This window comes from Hominimerdicola alba 8, from assembly GCF_000178155.2.
GTDB lineage: Bacteria > Bacillota > Clostridia > Oscillospirales > Ruminococcaceae > Hominimerdicola > Hominimerdicola alba_C.
In genome coordinates, this window is sequence record NZ_ADKM02000134.1 from 1 (window position 1) to 26046 (window position 26046).

Below are 26046 nucleotides of genomic sequence, written 5' to 3' on the forward strand. Positions count from 1 at the left end.
CACGATAGCACCGCTGTTAACGGCTGTGGTTGCAGGTACTACAGCTGCTGCTGCGGGTACCATAACTGCCATTGCACACAGAACTGCTGCGCACTTGCTTGCTGCTTTTGTCATTTTCATTTTGATGACCTCCATATAAAATAATTTTACCTTTTCCGAGTTACCCCTCTCGGAACTTAACAAGTTAAAAATATGATATAATGTGTATTTTTTTATATAGGTCATATCTTTAACTACATAGAATTATAACACATCTCTAAAACGTTTTCAATGGTAATTATCTAATAAATACATCTAACTAATTAATCTGATTTGGGCTATATAAAACAAATTCTGTCCGAATTTCAACAAAAATACGCATAAACTGAGTATTTTCATGTGTGATTATATGAAGTATATGTACACAAACTAATGAATAATGTAATTTTCAAAACAAAAAAACGGCAGCCTCCGAAAAGACTGCCGTTTATATTAGTTTTGCTTAAAGACTTCTGTTAAAATTACTTAACTTTAACGGTAACTACAGAGTTCTTCAGTGCATTAACAACATCGAATTTGCCGTTAACTCTAGCAGCGATAGCTACCTTGTAGCTCATGCCGGGAGTCATGTTCTTAGGCGAAGTGTAGCTGGTGGTGGTGATGTTGGAGGTCTGAACTCTCCACTTACCTGCCAGATATACAGCTATGCCATACTTGTCAGCATTCTTAACCTTGTCCCAAGTGAAGCGCATCTGATGATACTGCTCGCTGTACTCTACCTTGATGTTGGTAGGCCATGTAGGATCAGGAACAGGAACAGGAGACTCGGATGCTTCATCGATCATGAAGTTGGTCATCCAAACCAGAGGTGCGTTCCAGTTGATAGTTACTTCGTTTACAGACCAAGCCTCTGCGTTGTCTACATAGCACTTCTGGTTAGCCAGTGTGCCTCTCTTGTAGCCCAGACCGCCGATGTAAGGATCCTGCATACCTGCGCCGGGACCACCTGACAGAACGCCGTTAGGAGCCTTCGGGAAGGTAGGATCAACACCCTGAGCCCAGAATCTGTGGTGAGGCCATTCCATAGTCTTGTCGCCGTAGCCGCTTACATAAGAGAAGCCAAGACCGTTACGGCCGTAGATGTAGTCAAGTGCTTCAGCAGCACCGTTGAGGTACTTAGTACCGCTGTGGTCAACATCATAAGCATAAGCCAGTACCATAGCGTTGTTGATAACGAAGGAGTTGGAACCCCACTCGTAACCTGTTACCTTGATGCCCTTGCCGATATTAACGCCGTCCTCGAAAGTAGCCTCCTTATAAGGAATGCCCATGCCTTCCTTGCTCATCTGAGTCAGATAAGTGTCACCTGCATTGGTGATGGACTTCTTGATGGCAGCCTTATCGGTAGCAGAAGTCTTATCGCTCAGGTACAGAGAAAGGGTACCCAGACCGCTTGTGCAGCCCCAGTTGAACGAGCTGAACGAACCGTTGTTCTCGCCGCCGCCCAGGTTGGTGGTCAGGCTGAATGCCTTGTCGTTGCCTGTGTTGTCGTTAGGATTCTTGTACTGCTTGAGGAAGTTATAGTAAGTGCTGTCGCCTGTAGTTGCATACAGTTCGCAAGCTGCCCAGTAAGCATCGTCGCCAACGTAGGTGTCGCCGTAAGCGCCGCCGCCGATAGCCTGATCCAGAGGAGCGAAATAAGGATCGGTCTCAGAATTGCCCTTTGCAATGTTCCACTTAGACTGCTTAGCAATGATAGCATTCCAGCTGGTCTTTGCATTCTGCAGGCACTTGTTAGCGAAGCTGTCATCAACGCCCTTCCACAGACGTGCAGCCTGTGCAGCGCAAGCGATCATGTTGAATGTAGCTGCATAAGTAGCGGGCTTAACGATACGAACTGTGCCCCAGCCCTTCTCGCCGTTCTCCATTACTTCCTTATCATAGTCCCAAGGCTTGGTAGCCAGACCGGTCCACTTGTGGTCATGCAGCTTGTGATATACGAAGCCGTTTTCGTCGATCATCTTGAACATCCACTCGAGTTCAACTCTTGCTTCGTCCAGTATATCAGGATTATTGTCCTTGTTTTCAGGGATAGATATTGTGCCGTTTGTCCACTTATCAGCTGTGCCGTTCTTCTTGGTGAACTCATAAGCATTCTGCAGAGTCCATACGGAGATACCGCCGTTAACTACGTACTTACCGTGGTCACCTGCATCATACCAACCGCCTGTACCGTCGATGGTCTTGCTCTTCTCTACGTCAGAAGCATCAGAATTGTAGGATTTTACCCACTTGCTCTGAACATAAGCGGTGTCAGGGTTGTGACCATACTTGCTGTGAGCCAGTGCAGTCTTGTCGCCCGAAGTGATGTACTGAGACTCTATCGGAACGCCTGAACGGTTCTGATAGTAGTAGTTCATCGAATCCTTCAGCAGCTGTGTGTTGTAAACTTCATCAGAGATAACGAAGTTGGAAGACTGGTTCATTACGAACTGCTTCTTTGTCTGAGGATTTGTCCACATCAGCTTGTCGCCGCTGAGCTTGGTATCGTTAACGTTCTTTGCAAGCAGAACCTGTGTGCCGCTTACGCCAACGGTATCCTTAACGAAGATGTAGTATTCACCTGTAGTCTTGAAATCAGAGAAATCGATGATATGAACGTTAGCACCTGAATCCTTCAGTCTGGTAATAGTTTCATTGCCTACCGTTACAGTAGTGGTCTTGCCTGTACCCGAATCAGGGTCAGCACCGAATACCTTGGTCTTGCCTGTATAAACAGTCTGACCGCTGGTGTTGCGGATCTCGAAAGTCAGAGGTGAAGAAGCATCGGTAACGTAAGATGCCTTCTTGGACAGGTTAGGATAGTAACCGATCTGGTTCAGACGAACGTTGCTCTCAGGTCTTACGACACCCATCTCATTCTCGGTGTTCCAGTTCCACTTGTCGGAAGTTACATCGATCAGTGACAGGTTATCGAACTTCAGAACAGTGCCGTTCTCGAAGCAGTCAACATCCTGATACTGACCCTTGCCGCCGTAGTGGAATGCCCACTCAGCAACTTCAACAGTTTCCTTAGCAGTGAACTCAGCATCAAAGCTGTTGTCGCCCTGCTGGATCTTTACGCAGCTCCACTTTGAATTGAAGTCGCTGTCGCTGCAGTTATTGTGCCAAACTTCAACAGTTCCGCCGTAGTTACCGATCTTGGTGTACATCTCACCGGACTTGGAAGCGTTTACTTCCCAGTGTACCTTGTAGGTGTGACCTGCCTCGATGTGCAGACCTCTGTGACGCAGCTGAAGATCCCATCTGGACTCAGGACCGTCGTTGTTAACGATCTCTACATTGTAAGTACCGCCGCTGATGTCAAATTTCTGCTTAGCGGGGTTGGTCTCACAGGTGTGCCATGGAAGACCTACGCCTGCATCGAAGTCGTTCTGACCGAGCTGCTGACCTGCGAAAGCGCTCAGAGGTGCTATCGAAGCAGCTGTGGATAAGGTAACTACCGATGCCAGAAGACCGCTGGCAAAACGTCTCATTGATTTGTGCATTGTTTTAACCCTCCCTGAAAAATTAAAAGATTGTTTTACGTACTTGCAGCTTACCCGGCTGCATTTTCCTGATTGGTACGATCGCATTCTCCCCCGAAAATACAGAGAAGAAAACGTTTGAGAAGTGGCTCATGTCAGCCCTTTCTCTTACCATCTATATTATAATATATCTAACAAAAAAGGTCAATAGCTTTTAAAAAATTCATTTAGATTGACAATTGAAAGCTCCTAAAATTGGGCATTCCATACAACACGAAATGTAAACAAAGCGTGAATGGTAACCATTCTGACAACAGGCTGTTAACCCTCTGCAAACATCGTGTTAATCGTTTAAGTATTTGAAGATATATTAATATTTTTGCAAAATCTTTCTGCTTCTGCTATCGTCCCTCGGCGGTCTGAAAATTCAATGTGCAGCTTAACATATCCTCGTATGATTTAACATATTGGATACAAATAATTTTATATATTGCGGCGTTGTTTTCATATAGTGGTGCAGACTTTATCTTTGACATTTTCAAAACAGCACGACATCTCTTCTTACGAACAGGGGAGTGCAGAAAAAGCGGCAGTCTTTTGAAAGACTGCCGCCGATAACGTTTAAGTTGATGGGATATGCCCTTATCACTTTACAGTGACCTTGACTGCGTTCTTGATAGCGTTTACAGTGTCCCACTTGCCGTTTACTCTAGCAGCGATAGCTACCTTGTAGCTCATGCCGGGAGTCATGTTCTTAGGCGAAGTGTAGCTGTTGGTGGTGATGTTTGAAGTCTGTATCCTCCACTTGCCTGCGAGATATACTGCGATACCGTACTTGTCAGCGCCATCTACCTTGTCCCATGTGAAGCGCATCTGATGATACTGCTCGCTGTAAGCTACCTTGATGTTGGTAGGATAAGTTACAGAAGGTGTAGGATCGGGCTGAGGTGTTACAGTGCCGTTTCCTCTTGTGAATGTGTAGTCGGACTTTGTAGCCTTAGTGCCGTCAGGCTCGGTGCCCCATACATGTACGCCGTTTACATACATCGGCATCTGCTGGTTGAGCGAATCAGCCTTCTTGAGGTCGGTAGCGGTAGCTATGCCGCCCTTGTAAGACCAGTCGTTTGTAGGATCCCAAGCGCCTGTGGTAGGCTTGCCGTTAACAGCATCGGGAATGGAGATCCTGAACTGAACTTCATCGCGGTGTTCGCTCTGACCTGTAGGCTGTATTGCTCTGCCGTCCTCAAACTTGATCGAAGCGTAGAGCGTGTTGCCCGACTTGTCGCCTGCGTAAACATAAGGACCTGTAACGGTAGCATAGCCCTGCTGACCTGCCTGATACTGCTGTGACTTGCCTTCTACCTTGATATCATCGATAGTCAGACCTGCATCGAATATCTCGGAAGCGTCGAAGTAATATCTGTACTCGATATCCTTAGCTACTCTTGCGGGCCAAGCGGTGTGGTTCATAGCCCAAGCCTTTATCTCGGTGTAGCTGTTGCCCTTGCCGTTGAGGACTGCCGCAACTTCCCATTCTGCCCACTTTGGAGTTTCCTGTGCAGGGAAGTTCGAGAGCGGCTTGCCGCCGTGATCGTCTATCATAGCGCAGAGTGCTGCGGTGTAGCCTGCGTTGTAGTCGATAGCTACCTCAGTGTATTCGTACTGACCAACGCCTATCTTTTCGATATCGTAGTTGCCCTGACTGTCAGGACCGCCTATAAGTGCGCCGTAGAGGGTGTGTGCATATTCTGTCTGCCAGCCCTCATCGCCGCCCGAACTCTGACCCAGACTGTTCCAGTGGTCATCATGTATGCCTGAAGCAGTTCTGTGGTGGATAGCTATCGGGTTCTTATCGCCCATGCCGAGAACGTAGCAAAGACCGAGATCATTGTCTCCCAGACAGTAGTTCATCTGTGACTCAGCCCAGTCATTGTACTTCTTCACCTTAGCAGAGTCGTCCTTGAAGATGGTGTCACTTGCCAGCTTAGCGATCCATGCAGTGTTGGTAGCGTGGCGCAGCGAACCCCAGTTTGTCAGGTGAGAAAGTCCGTCAGAGGTTATGTTGCCCTCGAACTTCTTGATGTTGCTGTCTGCTTCGCCCATCCAGTAGCGGATATGCTTGTCTATGTGGTTCACCCACTCCTGCTTGCCTGTGATCTGCGCGTACAGCAGAGCGGCTGCCTGTGTGGTATCGTCCCAGCAAAGACCCCATGAATACTTCCAGTTGGTGGACTGGCTCTCGGTGGGGAAGTTGGGGATATATTCATTCTCGACCTTTTTCAGGTAAGAGGTATCGCCTGTAGCCTTGTACAGCCAGAGTGCTGCATACATGCAGTCATCGAGCCATGTGGAAGTAGGATACATGCTGCCCATGCCGCCTCTGTCCTTAGTATCTCTTATCTTGTCAGCGCCCGCAAAGAGGTCTTTTGCATGCTTGAGGTACTGCGCTGCTGTGGTTGGGTCGGAATCCTTGAATATCAGATAGCCCTCAGCCAGTGCCGCAGCGGAAATGCCTGCAACAGAAGCGTTCTCGATTATATCGTAGGGGCGCTCCCAATCGCCGCCGTTGAGGTGATGCTTGCGAAGATATACCTCAGCGCTGCACCAGATGTTGTGGTCGGTAGAACCGCCCTCAAAGTCACCGATAGTGCCGACCATCTTGCCGTTGCCCTGATCGCACGCCATAACGTAATCAAGACCCCATTTGAGGTTGTTGCGGTAGAGTTCGCCCATACCTGCCTTATCAACAGCGTCCTTATACTCAATGTAGCCCCAGCCCATCATAGCGGCTGAGTAAGCATTTGTCAGTGTGAACTTGAAGTGGTCGCCTGCGTCGAACCAGCCGCCCTTCACGAAATCGGTTTCTTCGCCGTCCTCGTTCACCATCGAGTCGCCTCTCCACTGAACGTTGTTCCATTCGGGAAGTTTGCCCGATTGCTGCACTTCGTAGAAGAACATGGACTTCTGGAGTGCTTCTGCGTAGTTATATGCGGAAGCTGCGTTTGCCTTTACCATCGGAACAGAAGCGTTCTTAGGTAAAGCGGTCGCCATACCTGCGGTCAGTACAAGTGCGGATACTGCTGCGGTGATCTTTTTAAATACCATCTTATAACTCCTCCTATAAATTGAATAACTGAAAACGTTTTCGATACTAAAAAACTATCGTATCTGAACAATACAACTATAACATATTCGGGGCTGTTTGTCAATAAGGCGTAAAATAATTTAACTTTCTTCTACAAATTTATTTAATATTTACCTACTCCCTTGCTGGGCAGATATTTTCCCTGTTTGCCGTGATATCTTCGGTGCTGCGCGGTATACTATGCTGTCAAAGCCTTTGTGTCAGCACCACTTTAACGTTTTCGGAAAAGTCGGTCTGTGCGATATTGAAGTTGTCTTGTGCAGCATTTTCACCATACTATTTATATTATGACTATCCCTTTAGCACACCAACTAAAAATGCGGTGAACAAAAGGATAATTGAGCACCATACGCCAAGAACCTTAAGTTCTGTATAGCCTCTGTTTTTGTGGTGTGTCAGCGGGATAACCACAATTTATATTAAATGACATTATCTCTCTGCAAGTATAAAGACCTCCCGCGCTCGCTGCGGGAGGTCTTGTATCGGTTATGATATCATTTGAGGAACTTGATCCCCTTGACATGCGCCGCCAGCTTTGCAACATCGGTTACGTTCAGTTTGCCGTCACCGTTTATGTCTGCTGCTATGAACCTGTCATCGGCTATCTGCTTTATTCCTTTTATGTGTGCTGCCAGCTTTGCAACATCGGTGACATTTATCTTCCCGTCGCCGTTTATGTCGCCCAGCATTGACTGCTGATGTTCGTTGGATCCATCTCCGCCCTGTTCGCCTTCAGCTATCCCGAACTCCAGGGAAACTGTACCGTTGTAAACTCCCTTGCCCTTGACGGTTATCTTGCCTTTGCCGACGCCCATGTTGTTGTAGTAGCTTACGATGTAATCAACGCCCTCAGTCAGTACCGTGTCACCGTTCATCACAGTGACTTCGGGTTCGACTGCAACGCCTGTGTACTTATAATCCTCAGAAGCTATCGAGATGCTGCATCTTTCAAGATTTTTCACGGTTATCAGGAAAGATTTCTGCAGCTTGCCGCTGTATCTGCCCATACCTTCCGCTGTAACGAAAGCTGTGCCGATGTTAACGTTGTTCGAGAAGCTGATAGTGTAGTCAACGCCGTATATCAGTGTTTCGCTGCCGTTGGTTATGGTCACATCGGGTCTGATCTCTGTGCCTGTGTATTCGATAGTGCTTTCAGAGAATGACATTGTAAGTTCGCTGATATCTCTGACTGTTATGTAGAAGTTTTCGGTGAGCGTTCCGCTGTATCTGCCCATGCCTGTAGCGATGACAGTGGCAGTTCCGACCTCTGTGTTGTTCTGATATGAGAGTGTGTAGTCAGTGCCGTTAACGAGTGTGACATCACCTTTCTTTATAACGACCTCAGGTTCTATCGCTGAACCTGTGTAAGCAAAGGTATCATTTGGCAGTGTCATGGTTATGCCTGCCACGCTCGCACTCTTTATTATGAATGTTTTTGAGAGCGTTCCGCCGTACTTGCCTTTGCCTGTTGCGGTGACGGTCGCTGTGCCGATGTTGGTGTTGTTCTGGTAACTCAGTGTGTAGTCTGTACCGCTGACCAGTGTAGTGCTGCCGTCCTTGATGGTCACATCAGGCTTTATCTGTGAACCTGTGTATTCAAACGAAGCTGCCTGCATCGTCATTGTGCAGCTGCCGAGATTTCTCAGACCGATGGTGAATTCTTTGGTGATGCTGCCGCTGAAATTGCCCTTGCCCGTTGCAACTACCTTAGCAGTGCCCGCATTGATATTGTTTGAATATGACAGCGTGTAGTCAGTGCCGTTCACCAGCGTGGAACTGCCGAATTTTATGGTGACATCGGGCTTTATCTGCGAACCTGTATAATCAAAGGAAGATGCCGACAGCGTCATGGTGCAGCTGTTTATATCTTTCGCCTTGATGGTGTAGGTCTTGCTTACTGTGCCGCTGTATATGCCTTTGCCTGCTGCGGTGACGGTCGCTGTGCCGACTTTTGTGTTGTTCGAGTAAGAAAGTGTGTAGTCGGTACCGTTCACAAGAGTGGTACTGCCGTTCTTGATGGTGACGGTGGGTTGTATAGCGTAGCCTGTGTAATCAAATGAAGTGGGCGATATAGTCATTGTGCAGTCGCTTATGCTGTTTGAACCGATGGTGAAGGTCTTGGAGATAGAACCTGAGTAATTGCCCTTGCCTGAAGCTACAACAGTAGCGACACCTACCCCGATATTGTTCGAGAAAGTCAGCGTGTAATCTGTGCCGTTCACAAGAGTCGTATTTCCGTCTTTCAGTGTAACAGTCGGCTGTATCGCATACCCTGTATATTTAAATGAAGATGCGTTCAGCGAGATGGTGCAGCTGCTTATCTTCTTTGCGCTGATGGTGAAGGTCTTGGACAGCGAACCGCCGTATTTGCCCTTGCCCGAAGCCGTTACAGTAGCCGTACCCGCCTTGATATTGTTGGAATATGAAAGTGTGTAATCTGTACCGTTAACAAGAGTGGTACTGCCGTTTTTTATGGTAACTGTGGGCTGTATCGCTGAACCTGTGTAAGTGAAGCTGGTCGCTGAAAGCGTCATGGTACAGGTGTCGATATTTTTCATGCCAATGGTGAAAGTCTTCGAGATAGTTCCCGTATACTTGCCCTTGCCTGTAGCGGTAACAGTAGCAGTGCCGATATTAGTATTGTTGGAATATGAAAGTGTATAATCTGTTCCATTTACAAGAGTCGTACTGCCGTTCTTGATGGTCACAGTCGGCTGTATAGCCGAACCTGTGTAATCAAAAGAAGTTGCACTGAGGGTCATTGTGCAGTCGCTTATCTTCTTTGCGGTTATGGTGAAAGTCTTGGAGATCGTACCTGTATAATTTCCCTTACCTTTGATGGTCACAGTCGCGGTGCCGATGTTTGTGTTGTTGGAATATGAAACCGAGTAATCTGTACCATTCACAAGAGTCGTACTGCCGTTCTTTATAGTGACAGTCGGCTGTATAGCCGAACCTGTATACTCAAACGAAGTTCCTGATAAAGTCATAGTACAGCCGTTGATATTAGTGGCGCTCTTAGCCGATATCGTGAAAGTTTTCGAGATAGTTCCCGTATACTTGCCCTTGCCTGTGGCGGTAACAGTAGCAGTGCCGACGTTAGTGTTGTTGGAATATGAAAGTGTATAATCTGTACCGTTAACAAGAGTCGTACTGCCGTTCTTGATGGTCACAGTCGGCTGTATAGCCGAACCTGTGTAATCAAAAGAAGTTGCACTGAGGGTCATTGTGCAGTCGTTTATCTTCTTTGCGGTTATGGTGAAAGTCTTGGAGATCGTACCTGTATAATTTCCCTTGCCTGTGGCGGTAACAGTAGCAGTACCGATATTAGTGTTGTTGGAATATGAAAGTGTGTAATCTGTGCCATTAACAAGAGTCGTACTGCCATTCTTGACAGTGACAGTCGGCTGTATAGCCGAACCTGTGTACTCAAATGAAGTTCCTGATAAAGTCATAGTACAGCCGTTGATATTAGTTGCGCTCTTAGCCGATATCGTGAAAGTTTTCGAGATAGTTCCTGTGTACTTGCCCTTGCCTGTAGCGGTAACGGTAGCAGTGCCGACATTAGTATTGTTGGAATATGAAAGTGTATAATCTGTACCATTCACAAGAGTCGTACTGCCGTTCTTGACAGTGACAGTCGGCTGTATAGCCGAACCTGTGTAAGTGAAACTGCTCGAAGAGAGCGTCATGGTACAGCCGCTTATCTTCTTTGCGGTTATGGTGAATGTCTTAGATGTAGAACCGCTGTATTTGCCCTTGCCTGTGATGGTCACAGTCGCGGTGCCGATGTTTGTGTTGCTGGAATATGAAACCGAGTAATCTGTACCGTTCACAAGAGTCGTACTGCCGTTCTTGACAGTGACAGTCGGCTGTATAGCCGAACCTGTGTACTCAAATGAAGTTCCGCTGAGTGTGACTGTGCAGCTGCTTATGCTGTTAGCAGTTATGGTGAATGTTTTGGATACAGTCCCCGTGTACTTGCCCTTGCCCGTAGCGGTAACAGTAGCAGTGCCGACATTATTATTGTTGGAATATGAAAGTGTGTAATCTGTACCGTTAACAAGAGTGGTACTGCCGTTCTTGATGGTCACAGTCGGCTGTATAGCCGAGCCTGTGTAGGTGAAACTGCTCGAAGAGAGCGTCATGGTACAGCCGCTTATCTTCTTTGCGGTTATGGTGAAAGTTTTTGAAGTTGAACCGCTGTACATGCCCTTGCCTGTGATGGTCACAGTCGCGGTGCCGATGTTTGTGTTGTTGGAATATGAAACCGAGTAATTGGTGCCGTTAACAAGAGTCGTACTGCCGTTCTTGACAGTGACAGTCGGCTGTATAGCCGAACCTGTGTACTCAAACGAAGTTCCGCTGAGTGTGACTGTGCAATTGCTGATGGGTGTCAGCGTGCCGAAAGTCAGCAGGTTAACAAGGTTGCCCGAATACTTGTTTGTGCCGTTGGAGTCAAGCGCCGCAGTGCCCTTGCCTACTATCTTTATGTATTTGAATTTCAGGTCGTTGTAGAACGCGCTTGCCTGAATATTCGTGCAGCTTGCGGGGAAACACAGCGTTTCCGCCTCGACAGCGGCACCGATAGGGGAGAGGGTCTGTAGTGCGGTGCAGCCCTTAAAAGCCGTTCCGCTGACTGCCTTTATGTTGCCCACAGTCACCGCAGTTATGCCCGTATCGCCCTGAAAACAGCCTACAGGTATGCACTCAACGCCCGATGGCAGGTTTATCTTGTTTTTGTAACTTGACCACGAACTTGCTGCTTTGGTCATATCTGCTCTTGGATATATGGCGAGCTTTGTGCAGCCCGCAAAAGTGTTGCCGCTTGAATAGTCATATGCGTCAGAGGTCGAAGTGTCCTCTGTGCGCTTGTATGTGTATGTTTCAACATTATCGGTAAAAACGGTATTACCGTCTAGGTATTTCAGGTCGTCCGAAACCACCAGCTTTTCCAGCGAAGTGCAGTTCTGAAAAGCGTTTGAAGCTATGGTCGTGCAGGCTGCGGGCAGTGTCACAGCGGTCAGACTGCTGCAGTTGATGAATGCTGACGAACCTATCACAGCGCAGTTGGAATTTGATGCTGTTTCGTTTCCGAACCAGACAGTGTTCAGACCTGTACAGCCGTTGAAAGTGTAGTTTGGCAGCTGCTTTATATTTGATGGTATGGTCATGTTTTTCAGTGATGTGCAGCCGTTGAACAGTTTTACGCCCATGTAGCCCAGTCCGTTCGGCAGCGAATTGTTAGAAGTGTTGCCGTCAACTATCATCTGTGTCAGGGCGACATCGTCCTGAAAAGCGCCTGTATTTATGCTCTTGACCTTTGTACCTTTGCCGAAATCGATAGTCTTGAGAACTTTGTCGTTCCAGAAAGCCTCCTGACCTATCAGCGAAATGTTTGAATTGTCAGCAAACTTTACACTTGTCAGCGCATTGCAGCTCATAAAAGCACGCTGACCGATACTTGTCAGCGATGCAGGCAGCGAGAGTGTCGTCAGCGAATTGCAGCCGCCGAAAGCTGTGCTCCCGATAGTAGTGGTCTTTCCGTTGAAATCTATGCTCTTGATGCCCGAACCTGCGAATGCGCCGTCATCAATGTTTGTGACATTGTTCAGCTGCAATACGCCCGAAGTGCTGCCCACAAATACGGAGCAGTTTGCAAAAGCCATCTTTCCGATGCTGGTTATGCTGCTGCCGAAAGTTGCATATTTCAGTTTCGCACATGCAGAGAACATGCTTGTGCCGACCTCGTTTATGAAACCGTCATTGAAAGTAACGCTCTCAAGGTTTTTCACCGTTGTGCTGAAATAAGTCGATGAAGGCGGATTAAGTATTACCTTGCACTTGCTCAGGTCAACAGAAGAATCCTTTGCTTTCAGGCTGTTGAACAATTCTGTCTTGTAGCCCGAAAAGTTGAAACTGATTGAAGTCGCAGATGTACTGCTGCTGAAATATGAAGATGTCGGTACGAGCAGTATCGTCATCTTGGTCGTATCAAGTGTTGCTGTCAGCAGTCTGTCGTTTGAATAGACCGTGTAAGTTGCCGCCTGTGCGGTTATCGGTGCCGCCAGCGGCAGAAACTCCGCGATCTCAGGCACAGGTGCCGCAGCAAAAGTCATCAGCAGTGCCGCGATGCCTGCCGCTATCCTCTTTTTCATCATGGTCGATACCCCTTTTCCTAAATGTTTGAATACCCTAAAATAAATCAAATTTCCACATTATATTATAACATATTTTCATAAAATTTTCAACTCAAAAAATCTTTTCGCTGTGGTAAGAAAACAAAAATTGTCAGTTCACACAATTTGCCTTGTTTTTTTGCGTTTCGGCAGACCGCCTGCATTCGGCTGATATTTCATATTTTACGCAATTTGCAAAAGTTTTTGTAAATTATGCCAAAGCCTTTTTCTGTTACAAAAAACATTTCCTATATAAAAGTCTGCATGTCTGCCTTTGATGCTCTTTCGTATGTCATAATGCACGAATATCACCGCAATATTTCGTTGCTGTGACAGGTGTTTAATGCCGCTTGTGCGGTGGAACTGCCGCGCAGGATATATTATATGTATGTGACAGATGCAGAAAGAAAAAACGATGGACCCATGCGGGTCTGTGGTGCATTCGGGAAAATTCCCCTCCGTTGTTCGGGAGATACGGTGCGGGAATATCTTAAATGACAGGCACATATCCCGCTGATCGCGAGTAGTATAGTGCGGGGGTGGTAACGTGAGCCGCAGACGCGCATCAAAAAAGTGCAGGGCATCATACATCATACTTGCTGTCATAGTGGTCATTGTGGTGACAGTGACCTGTATGGCGCATGAACTCAACGAACATCTGGCAGAGATAACCGAGTATCGCGGCAGAAAAGCCGCCACAGAGGTGCTTACCGCCGCAGTTGAAAGGACTATGGCGCGCTGCGGCGATACTCAGCTTTACAGGCTGGGCTACGATGACAGCGGGCAAGTCATATCGGCGCGGCTGGATGTAAATGCCGCCAATCGCCTGAAAAATATCCTCACCGAAGAGGTCGGGCGCGGTATTGATAAGCTGGGCGAAGACGGCATCTCAATACCGTTCGGTACACTTCTGGGCGTGCCGTTTTTTACAAGCAAGGGCGCGGCTTTTGAACTGGGCGTCCAACAGCTTGGCGCGGTCACAGGTGACTTCTCTTCGACTCTTGAAAGCGCGGGCATCAACCAGACACGGCTGACGGTCATGATAACTGTAACGGTGGAGATACGCGCGATCCTGCCCGATGGTCACACAGATATAACCGCGCAGGAAGAGTATGTCATAAACGACTGCATGATCGTAGGTGATATCCCCGAAACATACATGATGCACTGAAAATTTAACTGTACAAAAAATAGCCTTGTAATTATCGCGCAGATGTGGTATAATAAGCACAACAAATCATGAAAGGCGGCATTGAAATGGCTGACAAGGATAACGCAAAAAAACGCATAGACGAGTTGGTGGCAACGCTCAATTACCACGCACATCTCTACTATGTCGAGGACAGGAACGAGATATCCGACTACGACTATGATATGATGCAGAACGAACTGAAAAAACTGGAGGCGCAGTATCCCGAATTTATCCGCCCCGACAGCCCCACACAGCGCGTGGGCGGCAAAGCAGTTTCTCGCTTTGAAAAGGTTCAGCATAAGGTGCAGATGGGCTCTTTGCAGGACGTTTTCTCGTTTGAAGGGGTAAGGGAGTTCGTGGACAGGGTGCGCGAAACGGTCGATGACCCGAAATTCGTGGTAGAACCCAAGATAGACGGTCTTTCGGTGTCGCTGGAATATCATGACGGTCAGCTGACTGTAGGCTCAACACGCGGCGATGGCTTTGTTGGCGAGAATGTCACCGAAAATCTCAGAACTGTCCGTTCTATACCCGTTTCGATAGACAGCACCCTGCCGATGCTGGAGGTGCGCGGCGAGGTCTACATGCCCCGCAGTGTCTTCCTCAAACTGGTGAAAGAGCAGGAGGACAATGACGAACAGCCCTTCAAAAATCCCAGAAATGCGGCGGCAGGCTCGCTTCGCCAGAAGAACCCGAAAATAGCCGCCAAGCGCAAGCTGGATATCTTCGTGTTCAACGTACAGCAGGTCGAGGGTAAAGAACTGACCGCTCACAAGCAATCGCTGGATTACCTTAAAGAACTGGGATTCAAAACTGTTCCTGACTACCGCCTGGTGTCAACTGCCGATGAGATAATAGCGCGTATAGGCGAGATAGGCGAGAGCAGATTTGAGTTGCCGTATGACATCGACGGTGTGGTGATAAAGGTCGATGACTTCAGCCAGCGCGAAAGAATTGGCTCTACTGCGAAAGACCCCAAGTGGGCGGTGGCATACAAATTCCCGCCCGAAGAAAAGAACACTAAACTGCTGGATATCGAACTGAATGTGGGCAGAACGGGCGCTGTCACACCTGTTGCGATATTTGAGCCTGTTTTTCTGGCGGGTACGCAGGTATCCCGCGCCACACTGCACAATCAGGATCTTATCAACGAGAAGAACATAAACATCGGTGACATCATAAAGGTGCGCAAGGCGGGCGACATTATTCCCGAAGTGCTGGGCGTGGTGGAAAAAAATTCCGACGGCGCGTTCACTCTGCCCGATGAATGCCCTGTCTGCAAGACAAAGCTGATAAGGTCGGAGGAAGAAGCCGCAGTGCGCTGTCCGAACGTTGAGTGTCCCGCGCAGATATTCCGCAGTATCGTGCATTTCGCATCAAAGGGTGCCATGAACATCGATGGTCTGGGACCTCAGATAGTGCGTGTACTGCTTGATAAGGGGCTTATAACTTCTGTGGCAGACCTCTACCATATCACCGAAGAAAAACTGCTCGAACTGGATAATTTTAAGGAGAAGTCAGCACACAATCTGGTTACTGCCATCGAAAAGTCGAAGTCCAATTCTCTGGACAGACTGATATTCGGTCTGGGTATACGCGGCATCGGTCAGGCATCTGCGAAACTGCTCTGTGCGAAATTCGGAGGAATAGACAGCATCATGCGGGCAACAGCCGCCGAGATAGCCGAGATAGAGGGCTTTGGCGACATCATGGCAGACAGCGTATACAGCGCTTTCCACGAAGAGCACATGCTGTCACTGATACAGCGTCTTAAGGACTGCGGCGTTAATACCGACTACGAAAAAGTTCAGCAGGACGACCGCTTTGAGGGCAAGACTTTCGTGCTGACAGGCACTCTGCCGACCCTTAAAAGAAACGAAGCCAAAGAACTTATTGAGAAGTTCGGCGGCAAGGCGAGCGGCTCGGTGTCCAAGAAAACAGACTACGTTCTCGCGGGCGAAGAAGCGGGCAGCAAGCTGACAAAAGCTGAACAGCTGGGCATAAAGATCATCACCGAAGAAGAATTCATGGAGATGATAAAGTAAAAGCATAAACAAAGACCCGAAGCCGTGAATGACTTCGGGTCTGATTTTTTGTACTATTCTTCTGTGCCCTTGATGTATTCGACAAACTGCTTTGCCACTCTGGGAGAGCGCCCGCCCTTGCCCAGCGCGAACTGTTCCGCCCTGAGTTCAAGTTCTTCGCGGGCGGTCTTCAGCTGATACTGGTCAGCCAGCTTGTCCACCAGATCGAGATACAGCTTTTTGTCGGGTTTCTGGAACGTTACAGTCAGTCCGAAACGGTCGGACAGCGACAAAAGTTCCTGCATGGTGTCTTTAAAATGTATCTCGTCGCCCTTGCGTGCCGTGAAAGTTTCCCTTACCAGATGGCGGCGGTTCGAGGTCGCATATATCACCAGATTTGATGCCGTCGAAGCCACACTGCCTTCCAGAATTGCTTTCAGCGCCGCATAGTCGTTGTCGTCCTCCGTGAATGACAGGTCGTCTATGAAAATGATGAATTTCAGCGGGTTGCGGCTTATCGCTTCAACGATGTTCGGTATCTCGTGCAATTGCTTCTTTTTAAGTTCGATGAGCCTCAGACCCTCACAGGCGTACTCGTTGGCTATCGCCTTTACCGTTGAGGATTTGCCTGTGCCGCAGTCGCCGTACAGCAGTACATTGTTGGCAGGTTTGCCCGCCAGCAGAGCCTTAGTGTTCGCTATCACCTGACTGCGCTCCTCCTCATAGTTGTGCAGTTGTGAGAGCCTTATGGGGTCGGGGTATTCCACAGGTGTCAGCACACCGTCCTTGATGACGAATATGTGGAACTTCGAGTAAACGCCGTAGCCTACCTTATTTATAGCATGTACCCTCTCGGCATATACCTGCGAAAGGTCCTGCGGGCTGACCTTGTATTCCGGCAGAAAACCGTCATAGCTTATGCGCCTGATAAATTCGTCACAGGGTATGGCAGACAGTTCATCGAGAAAAGCCAGTTCGCTTGCAAGACAAGCCTCCAGCATCGTACCTGTGGGCTTGCCCTCGCCCTTTTTCAGCAGATAAAGGTTCTCGTCCTCCAGCATTATCTTCTTGATGTATTCGGTCAGGTCATCGCTGTAGTTATAAAGTTCTGCACACATGTCGCAGTACCATTCCACCGCCATATCGGTGTTTTTCTCTTCAATGCAGAGCATTGTCTGCATCATGCTTTCGATAACATTGTCCTCCCGCAGTTTTCTGAATACCACCAGACTGCGCACCTGCGTCAGTAAACGCTTAAAGTCTGTCATTTTATTTTCCTCCATTTTATCTTGAACAGTATTTTTACCGGAACAGTCCGTTTTTTATCTCCGATAGTATTTTATCCTGCCGATGCACTGCATCAGACAGCAAGCCGCCGGTTTTGAACGATATTTGTCAGTTCTCGTTCTCAGCGACAGTCTTTCAGACATCGCTTTATCACCAGAACAGTCCGTTTTTTATCTCCGATAGTATTTTATCCTGCCGATGCACTGCATCAGACAGCAAGCTGCCGGTTTTGAACGATATTTGTCAGTTCCCGTTCTCAGCGACAGTCTTTCAGACATCGCTTTATCACAGGAACAGTCCGTTTTTTATCTCCGATAGTGTTTTATCCTGCCGATGCACTGCATCAGACAGCAAGCCGCCGGTTTTGAACGGTATTTGTCAGTTCCCGTTCTCAGTGACAGTCTTTCAGACATCGCTTTATCACCGGAACAGTCCGTTTTTTATCTCCGATAGTATTTTATCCTGCCGCTGTTCCGCATCGGACGGTGAAGCGGCAGTCCTGAACGCTGTTTATCGGCTCTCACTTTCGGTGACAGTCTTGCGGACGGGCTTTATCACCGGAACAGTCCGTTTTTTATCTCAGCTATCTCATAGCCGCCGTTTCGCAGGAGTTCATACCCGTTAACCGTACAGGTCTTTCGGCTGACAAAAGCGCCATCGCCCAGCAGTGACAGCACCAAAGCTGCGCCGCTCGGTCTGTCGGTCATCAGGCTGACTTCCTCGCCGCCTTTCACAGCCCTTATCACTTCGGGAAAGCTGTCATCTCCGTCATCGCCCCCGCGCGGAAAATGCACTTCGACAACGGCAGTTTTATCTTTTTCGGGCGATAGTTTCATGCTTATCCCGCCGTTAAAGCAGATAAGGCAGACATACCTCCCACCGCCGACAGTCAGCACGCGGGTCTTTTTCTTCACAGCACCACCCACTTCTCACCGACAGCCGACCTTTCAGCCGACTGTCCGCGTCCAAGCACCGCCATTGCACCAACGGTATTATCAAGTTTATAAATATAGCGGAGCGATACCAGCCGCGCATCTTCCTCACAGTGTTGACCGCCGCATAAAAACTGCCAATAGCCGTCATCATCATGGGAAACATAAAGTATCTGCCGCCCGCCGTCAGTCACATGACAGCAGGTGAACACAGCAGTGTCCTGCGGGTCATCAAACGGAAAGATATCTGCCATATAAACACCACCTGCTTACATTATATAACATTTTTGTCTATAAGTCAACAGTGACTATCCGCAGTCTGTGCGGCTCTGAAAACACCTGAAAAGACAGTTCTGAAAAACAGATATAATGTTTGATGTGGTTTTCCCGCTGACACACCACAAAAACAGCGGCTATACAGAACTTAAGGTTCTTGGCGTATATTTTTCCCCCGCCGCAGGCGGGGGAAAATATGGGGCGCTAAAGGGATAATCATAATGTTTAATAATTAAGTCATTGACAAGCACCCCCAAGATGTAGTATAATATAGCATATATATGCACATTCTGTAATGCAGGATGTCAAAAATGATCTGTAAAGGAGCTGCTGATATGTCAGTATACAGAATTTATGTTGAAAAAAAGCCCGAATTTGCGGTAGAAGCCAATTCTCTGCTGGGCGGTATCAAGTCGGCACTGGGTCTTGAGGGACTCAAGGGTCTGCGTGTGATAAACCGCTATGACGCTGAGGGTCTGCCCCGCAAGGATTTTGAACTCGCTATACCTGTGGTGTTCTCCGAACCCGCAGTAGATGTCACCTACGACCATCTCCCCGCTGTTGGCGAGGACGAACAGATCTTTGCTGTTGAATATCTTCCGGGTCAGTTCGACCAGAGAGCCGATTCCTGCGCACAGTGCATCTCACTGCTGACAGCAGGCAAGCGCCCTGTCATCAAGTCTGCACGTATCTATATCGTTTCAGGCAGCCTGACAGATGAAGAACTCGACCAGATAAAGCACTACATGATAAACCCTGTTGAGTCGAGAGAGGCTTCCCTTGACGAGTTTGAAACACTGGATATCAAGTACGATATCCCCACTACAGTCGATACTGTTGACGGCTTCATTTACTCCACTGAGGACGACCTCAAGGCAATGCTGAGCGAACTGGGTCTTGCGATGGATCTTGACGATATCAAGTTCTGCCAGAAGTATTTCAAGGAGCAGGAGAACCGCAACCCCACCATCACTGAGATCAGAATGATCGATACCTACTGGTCGGATCACTGCCGTCACACCACATTCTCAACCATAATTGACAATGTGTCCATCGAACCCGATTATATCGCGGCTACCTTTACCGATTATATAAATGCCAGAAAAGACCTTTACGCAGGCAGGACGGACAAGCCCATCACTCTGATGGATCTTGCATGCTTCGGCGCTAAGCAGCTGAAAAAAGCAGGTCTGCTGAAAGACCTTGACGAGAGTGAGGAGATCAATGCCTGCTCGGTAAAGATCAAGGTAGATGTTGACGGCGTAGATGAGGACTGGCTGCTGATGTTCAAGAACGAAACTCACAACCACCCCACCGAGATCGAGCCTTTCGGCGGTGCGGCTACATGTCTGGGCGGCGCTATCAGAGATCCGCTGTCGGGTCGTTCCTACGTATATCAGGCAATGCGCGTGACAGGTGCGGGCAACCCGCTCGTCCCTGTTGAGGATACTATCGCAGGCAAGCTGCCCCAGAGAAAGCTGGTAGTCGGCGCGGCTAACGGCTATTCTTCATACGGCAACCAGATAGGTCTGGCTACAGGTCATGTACATGAGATATATCATCCCGGCTACGTTGCAAAGAGAATGGAGATAGGCGCGGTCATCGGCGCTGCTCCCGCATCTAACGTAAGGCGTGAAAGACCTGCTCCCGAAGATATCGTTATCCTGCTGGGCGGCAGAACAGGACGTGACGGCTGCGGCGGCGCAACAGGTTCTTCTAAGTCCCATACACTGCACTCGCTGGAAACATGCGGTGCTGAGGTGCAGAAGGGTAATGCTCCCGAAGAGAGAAAACTCCAGAGATTGTTCAGAAATCCCGAAGTTACTTCGATGATAAAGCGCTGCAATGACTTTGGTGCAGGCGGCGTATCGGTGGCTATCGGTGAACTGGCTGACGGTCTTCAGATAAACCTCGACCTCGTTACCAAGAAGTATGACGGCCTTGACGGCACAGAACTTGCTATCTCCGAATCGCAGGAGAGAATGGCTGTGGTAATAGCTAAGGAAGACCTCGAAAAGTTCATGGCTGAGGCTGCTAAGGAAAACCTCGAAGCTACTATGGTTGCAAGAGTGACCGAAGAGCCAAGACTGAGAATGAACTGGAACGGCAACACTATCGTTGACCTTTCAAGAGAATTCCTCAACTCCAACGGCGCTGAAAAGCACACCGATATCGAAGTTCCCACACCTGTTTTCGCAAACGATGACGGCGGCGAGGATACTGCTGACCGTTGGGAAGCTATGATATCCAACCTCAATATCTGCTCGCAGAAGGGTCTGGTAGAGCGCTTCGACTCCACCATCGGTGCAGGCACAGTGCTCATGCCTTACGGCGGTAAATATCAGAACACACCTACACAGGCTATGGCTGCAAAGCTGCCTGTACTGGGCGGCGAGACCACCACTGCTTCTGTTATGGGCTGGGGCTTCAACCCATATCTTTCCAGCGTAAGCCCCTATCATGGCGCTATGTCGGCAGTTGTTGAGTCCATCTCTAAGGTCATCGCGACAGGCGGTACTTATGAGCACTGCTGGCTGACTTTCCAGGAGTATTTCGAGAGAACACAAAACACTCCGTCACGCTGGGGCAAGCCTTTCTCCGCTCTGCTGGGTGCATATAAGGCTCAGATAGAACTGGGCTGCGGTTCTATCGGCGGCAAGGACTCGATGTCGGGTACATTCGAGAACATAGATGTTCCTCCGACACTGGTATCTTTCGCAGTTTCCACTGCCAAGACCGATAAGGTCATCTCGCAGGAGTTCAAGAAGGCAGGTTCTAAGGTAATACTGATACGCCCTGAGTACGATGCAAACAACATCGTTAACTTTGACAGCCTGAAAAAGGTATTTGAAAAGGTCGAGAAGCTCATCGCTGACGGCAAGGTGCTGGCGTGCTGGTCTGTGGCTTACGGCGGCGTTTCCGAAGCTGTGGCTAAGATGGCATTCGGTAATAAGATAGGCTTTAAGTTCACCGATAAGATGTCCTCAGCCGAACTGTTCCGCGCTTGCTACGGCAGCTTTGTTATCGAACTGGCTGACGGCACTGAAACTGATGAGAGGGTCATCGGCGTTACCACCGAAGCGTATACTATCGAGAACAACGGCTACACCATCGACCTGAACAAGTTACAGGCTTTGTGGGAGGGCAAGCTGGAACCCGTTTACCCTGTTCACGTAAACGAGCCTGCTGACAAGCCAAACAAGTACAGCTTCAAGGCGGAAGAGAGAAAATCTCCCGCTATAAAGGTCGCAAAGCCTAAGGTGCTGATACCTGTATTCCCCGGCACAAACTGCGAGTACGACACCGCAAGACAGTTTGAGAAGGCTGGTGCTGAAGCTGAGATATTCGTGGTAAGGAACCTCTCCGAGCAGGCTATCAAGGAGTCTGTTGACGCTATGGAGAAGAAGATAAAGCAGTCGCAGATAGTTATGCTGCCCGGCGGTTTCAGCGGCGGTGACGAGCCTGACGGAAGCGGTAAGTTCATCGTTTCGTTCCTCAGAAACCCCAAGCTGACAGATGCTATCCATGACCTGCTGAAAAACCGCGATGGTCTGATGCTGGGTATCTGCAACGGTTTCCAGGCTCTTGTAAAGCTGGGTCTTGTGCCTTACGGCGAGATCGTTGACATGCGTGACGATTCGCCTACACTGACCTTCAATACCATAGCAAGACACCAGTCGAAGATGGTCAACACACGTATCGCTTCCAACAAGTCGCCCTGGCTGGCAGCTTGTGAGGTCGATGATATACACTCCATCGCAATTTCTCACGGCGAGGGCAGATTTGTAGCCACCGCTGAGGAGATAGCTAAACTGGCGGCAAACGGTCAGATAGCTACACAGTATGTTGACTTTGACGGCGAGCCTACTTTCGATATACACTGCAACCCCAACACTTCTTTCGATGCTATCGAGGGTATCACTTCGCCTGACGGCAGAGTGCTGGGTAAGATGGGTCACTCCGAAAGAATGGGCAACGGTGTCTGCATCAACGTGCCCGGTGCTAAAGACCAGAAGATATTCGAGAGCGGCGTAAATTACTTCAAATAATATGATGCGCACCGATGCGCTGATTGACAATTTATTTACACTGTGATATAATTATAGCAATCCAACTATTTAAATTCACAAAATCCAGTCGCAAAAGCTCGGATCTATGGATTTTGTGACTGGATTTTGTCTGAATTTTAAGGCGGATTGCTATAAGGCAGTACCGTTTTTGCGGTGCTGCCTTTTGATTTGCGGAGGTGTTATGCTGTGAAAGACGGAAAAACTCCTGACCCGAACGTGGTACACCCCATCAGCGGATATGATAGGGAGATATACATAAAACCGACCATTACCGCCCCTAACATCATCGTGGGTGATTTTTCATATATCGCAGACAGTGATTTTGAGTCGCATGTGACTCATCATTATGAATGGAACGGTGATAAGCTGATAATAGGGAAGTTCTGCCAGATAGCGGCGGGGGTCGAGTTCGTTATGAACGGCGCAAATCACCAGATGAACGCAGTTTCAACTTTTCCGTTCTACACGCTGGAGGGTTGGGATATGCAGCCGCCGGCTACAGCTGATATGCCGCTCAAAGGCGATACTGTCATCGGCAATGATGTCTGGATAGGTCAGAATGCCGTCATACTGCCCGGTGTGCATATCGGTGACGGCGCGGTGATCGGGGCGAACAGCGTGGTGGGCAGTGATGTCACACCATATACTATCGTAGTGGGTGACCCCGCAAAGGCTATTCGCAAGCGTTTTGATGATGAAATGATAGAATTGCTGGAAAAATTCAGCTGGTGGGATAAAAGCATTGAGGAAATCAATGCTCTCATACCGATGCTGACATGCAGTGATACAGAAAAAGTCAGAGAGTTTATAAAGCAGTCCTTGTGCGGCGGAAGTTCGCTGTGATGACTGTGTTTTCAAGGAGGTACTTCAAATGGAAAAACTGCTCAAACTGTTAAAGAACAACGCCAGACTGTCGAATGCCGAACTTGCTGTGATGCTGGGCAAGTCTGAGGCTGATGTTGCGGCAGATATAGAAAAGCTGGAAAAAGACGGCATCATCACAGGCTATACCGCCATCGTTGATGAAGCTGTCTATGACCCGAATTCCGTGACTGCGCTGATAGAACTGAAAGTTACCCCGCAGTCCCAGTCGGGCTATGACGATATCGCAAAAGCTATCGCCGCTTACGAACAGGTCGAGTCGGTGCGCCTCATGTCGGGTGCGTATGACATACTTGTGTCGGTGACAGGCACAAATATCCGCGAAGTATCCCGCTTTGTGGCTGAGAACCTCGCCGCCATAGATGCTGTGCAGTCCACCGCGACACACTTCCTGCTGAGAAGCTATAAGGTCAACGGCATATCCGTTACCGCAAATGAAAAAGACGAGAGAGGCTTGATGTTCCCATGATAGATTATAATAAAGTGCTTTCGCCTGCCATCGTTGGCATGAAGCCCTCAGGCATACGAAAGTTTTTTGATATCGCACAGCAGTTGGAGGGTGTTATCTCGCTGGGCGTGGGCGAACCCGATTTCAAGACCCCTTATGTTGTCAGGCGTGAGGCGATAAATGTCCTTGAAAAAGGCAGGACTTCTTATACAGCCAATGCGGGTCTTGCCGAACTGCGCGAGGAGATAGCAAAATATTTCCATAAGCGCATCGGCGTTGACTATGACCCGAAAGATGAGATAATCGTGACCGTCGGCGGTTCTGAGGGCATCGACCTCTGTCTGCGCTCGGTGGTGACTCCCGGTGACGAAGTGCTGATAGTTCAGCCGTCATTTGTCTGTTACAGCCCCATAGTCACCCTCTGCGGAGGCGTGCCTGTGCCCATCGAAACAAAGGCAGAGAACGAGTTCCGCCTGACTGCCGCTGAACTGCGCGGGAAGATAACCGACAAGACAAAATTGCTGGTACTTCCTTTCCCGAACAACCCCACAGGCGCTATCATGCGCAAAGAAGATCTCGAAGCCATAGCGGAAGTCCTGCGCGATACGAATATACTGGTGCTTTCTGACGAGATATACTCCGAACTCACCTACAGCGGCAAGCATGTTTCGATAGCTTCACTGCCCGATATGCGTGAGCGCACCATCGTGATAAACGGCTTTTCAAAGGCGTATGCCATGACAGGCTGGCGGCTGGGCATCGCCGCCGCACCGAGAGAACTTATCTCGCAGATGCTCAAACTGCACCAGTATGCCATCATGTCCTCACCGACTGTAAGCCAGTTTGCGGCAATAACCGCACTTCGCCAGTGCGATGACGATATAGTTAAAATGCGCGATGAATACGATATGCGCCGCCGCTATCTGGTGGACGCTTTCAATAAACTGGGTCTTGACTGTTTCACGCCGCAGGGCGCTTTCTATGTGTTCCCTTGTATCAGGAGCACAGGTCTTTCCAGCAGCGATTTCTGCGAAAAGCTGGTGTACAGCAAAAAGGTGGCAGTCGTGCCGGGCAACGCTTTCGGTGACTGCGGAGAGGGCTTTGTGCGCGTATCTTACGCCTACTCACTCAGCCACCTGAGAGAAGCGATAAAGCGTATAGGAGAGTTTTTAGAGGAGCTTAAAAATGGCACTGTACAATAATCTGAAAGTCAAGGCTTACGGCAAGGTAAATCTCTTGCTGGATATAATCGGCAGGCGTGAGGACGGCTATCATATGCTCAATACCGTCATGCAGACGGTCAGCCTGTACGATACGCTGGAACTGTCGCTGGACGAGTCTGCCCCTGAAGGCATAGAGATAGTCTGCGATAAAGAGGGCTTTCCGCTGGACGAAACCAACCTTATCTGGAAAGCGGCAGAACTTTTCAAAGAGTTTGCGCATATACGCTTTGGCGGCAAGCTGATAGTAAATGTCGAGAAGAATTTGCCGTCACAGGCAGGCATGGGCGGCGGAAGTGCTGACTGCGCCGCTATGCTGAAGGCTATGAATACGTTTTTCGGTACACTTATCGACGAGGACGATCTCTGCGATCTGGGTGCAAAGCTGGGGGCTGATGTGCCTTTCTGCGTAAAAGGCGGCACAAGGCTGTGTCAGGGCGTGGGCGAGATAATGAACCTTCTGCCCTCACTTGACTGCGGATTTGTCATAGTAAAGCCCGATGTGAGCGTGTCAACGCCCGAAGCCTACAGGCGCTATGACCTGCTGAAAGACCCGCCGAGAAGCAACCTCGATTATTTCCTGAAGTCGCTGTCAACGGGCAGCGTGTTCTCGACAAGCATATACCTGTTCAATGTTTTTGAAACTGCCATAGACCTGCCAGAGATAGCGCAGGCGAAGCAGGCGCTCAAGGAGGCAGGTGCGCTCAATTCGCTGATGACAGGCAGTGGGTCGGCAGTGTTCGGCGTGTTTGAAACTGAGGAATATGCAAAGACGGCGGCAGAAAAGCTGAAAGACCGATACGCTTACTGCGAGGTCTGCAAGCCGCTGAAAAGTTCCTATGAACTTATGTGGGTCAACAGATAAACATGAAAGGTCGGCTATGA

13 protein-coding genes are annotated in these 26046 nt (G+C 48.8%); 7 read left to right on the forward strand and 6 right to left on the reverse strand.

The window, feature by feature from the left end:
- Nucleotides 1-500 precede the first annotated feature (500 nt).
- From CUS_RS17265 to CUS_RS18890, 3 genes are all read right to left on the reverse strand, one after another.
- A complete protein-coding gene (locus CUS_RS17265; protein ID WP_002853199.1) occupies nucleotides 501-3527 on the reverse strand; it encodes a glycoside hydrolase family 9 protein in 3027 nt (1008 codons plus the stop codon).
- Between the two features lie 624 nt (nucleotides 3528-4151).
- A complete protein-coding gene (locus CUS_RS17270; protein ID WP_002853289.1) occupies nucleotides 4152-6611 on the reverse strand; it encodes a glycoside hydrolase family 9 protein in 2460 nt (819 codons plus the stop codon).
- Nucleotides 6612-7145: 534 nt separating this feature from the next.
- Nucleotides 7146-12812 (reverse strand): leucine-rich repeat protein, encoded by a 5667-nt coding sequence (locus tag CUS_RS18890; protein ID WP_050792258.1) that lies wholly within the window; start codon nucleotides 12810-12812, stop codon nucleotides 7146-7148.
- A gap of 565 nt (nucleotides 12813-13377) precedes the next feature.
- On the opposite strand from CUS_RS18890, the gene CUS_RS17285 reads away from it, so the two are divergent.
- Both CUS_RS17285 and ligA read left to right on the forward strand, forming a co-directional pair.
- Nucleotides 13378-14001: a sporulation protein YunB gene (locus CUS_RS17285; protein WP_002853225.1), complete on the forward strand. Its 624-nt coding sequence runs from the start codon at nucleotides 13378-13380 to the stop codon at nucleotides 13999-14001.
- 86 nt (nucleotides 14002-14087) lie between these two features.
- On the forward strand, nucleotides 14088-16067 hold the full coding sequence (gene ligA / locus CUS_RS17290; protein ID WP_037277920.1) for an NAD-dependent DNA ligase LigA: 1980 nt from the start codon (nucleotides 14088-14090) through the stop codon (nucleotides 16065-16067).
- A 53-nt stretch (nucleotides 16068-16120) separates the two neighbouring features.
- Here the strand turns inward: ligA and CUS_RS17295 are convergent, their stop codons facing one another.
- The 3 genes from CUS_RS17295 to CUS_RS17305 all read right to left on the reverse strand — a co-directional run bounded on the left by CUS_RS17295 (nucleotide 16121) and on the right by CUS_RS17305 (nucleotide 18519).
- Complete coding sequence (locus CUS_RS17295; RefSeq protein ID WP_002853380.1) at nucleotides 16121-17314, reverse strand: ATP-binding protein; 1194 nt, start codon at nucleotides 17312-17314, stop codon at nucleotides 16121-16123.
- A 573-nt stretch (nucleotides 17315-17887) separates the two neighbouring features.
- The gene (locus CUS_RS17300) at nucleotides 17888-18247 is read right to left on the reverse strand and encodes a hypothetical protein (RefSeq protein ID WP_002853309.1); all 360 of its coding nucleotides are present in this window, start codon (nucleotides 18245-18247) and stop codon (nucleotides 17888-17890) included.
- Nucleotides 18244-18519 carry a hypothetical protein gene (locus CUS_RS17305; RefSeq protein ID WP_002853459.1) on the reverse strand — a complete coding sequence of 92 codons (276 nt, stop codon included), beginning with the start codon at nucleotides 18517-18519 and terminating at the stop codon, nucleotides 18244-18246. Before CUS_RS17305 ends, CUS_RS17300 begins: the two co-directional genes overlap by 4 nt.
- A 357-nt stretch (nucleotides 18520-18876) precedes the next feature.
- On the opposite strand from CUS_RS17305, the gene CUS_RS17310 reads away from it, so the two are divergent.
- The 5 genes from CUS_RS17310 (at nucleotide 18877) to ispE (ending at nucleotide 26026) form a co-directional block, all read left to right on the forward strand.
- Nucleotides 18877-22590: a phosphoribosylformylglycinamidine synthase gene (locus CUS_RS17310; protein ID WP_037277952.1), complete on the forward strand. Its 3714-nt coding sequence runs from the start codon at nucleotides 18877-18879 to the stop codon at nucleotides 22588-22590.
- A gap of 207 nt (nucleotides 22591-22797) precedes the next feature.
- A complete protein-coding gene (locus CUS_RS17315; protein ID WP_002853183.1) occupies nucleotides 22798-23454 on the forward strand; it encodes a CatB-related O-acetyltransferase in 657 nt (218 codons plus the stop codon).
- Nucleotides 23455-23482: 28 nt separating this feature from the next.
- Complete coding sequence (locus CUS_RS17320) at nucleotides 23483-23962, forward strand: Lrp/AsnC family transcriptional regulator (RefSeq protein ID WP_002853483.1); 480 nt, start codon at nucleotides 23483-23485, stop codon at nucleotides 23960-23962.
- Nucleotides 23959-25143 (forward strand): aminotransferase class I/II-fold pyridoxal phosphate-dependent enzyme, encoded by a 1185-nt coding sequence (locus CUS_RS17325; protein WP_002853240.1) that lies wholly within the window; start codon nucleotides 23959-23961, stop codon nucleotides 25141-25143. Before CUS_RS17320 ends, CUS_RS17325 begins: the two co-directional genes overlap by 4 nt.
- A complete protein-coding gene (gene ispE, locus CUS_RS17330; RefSeq protein WP_002853388.1) occupies nucleotides 25127-26026 on the forward strand; it encodes a 4-(cytidine 5'-diphospho)-2-C-methyl-D-erythritol kinase in 900 nt (299 codons plus the stop codon). Before CUS_RS17325 ends, ispE begins: the two co-directional genes overlap by 17 nt.
- The last annotated feature ends 20 nt before the right edge of the window (nucleotides 26027-26046 follow it).